We start from the raw sequence: 212 nt of genomic DNA, 5'->3' as shown, positions 1-212 counted from the left end.
CAGGTGACGATCGCCATGCCGATCCTCGGGCTCGCCTTCGCGCCATGGGCGATGTTTTCCAAGGTGGGTGCCTATACCGCCTGCAAAAGCTATGCCCGCTACGCCATGTGGAGCGCCCGCTGGATCATCGGGTTGCGCTGCGAGGTGCGCGGCCCCGTCCCGCAGGGCGAAGTTCTGATCGCGGCCAAGCACCAGTCGTTCCTCGATATCAT

General features: G+C 64.2%; 1 pseudogene. It reads left to right on the top strand.

Features of this window, described 5'->3' with window-relative positions:
* Window positions 1-212: pseudogene (locus A3728_RS17265) on the top strand (1-acyl-sn-glycerol-3-phosphate acyltransferase); the annotation flags it as partial.

The sequence above is a fragment of the Sulfitobacter sp. HI0040 genome (assembly GCF_001634885.1).
Lineage (GTDB): Bacteria > Pseudomonadota > Alphaproteobacteria > Rhodobacterales > Rhodobacteraceae > Sulfitobacter.
Note: the sequence above shows the minus strand (reverse complement) of the source record. Positions and strands in the feature narration are given on the sequence as shown.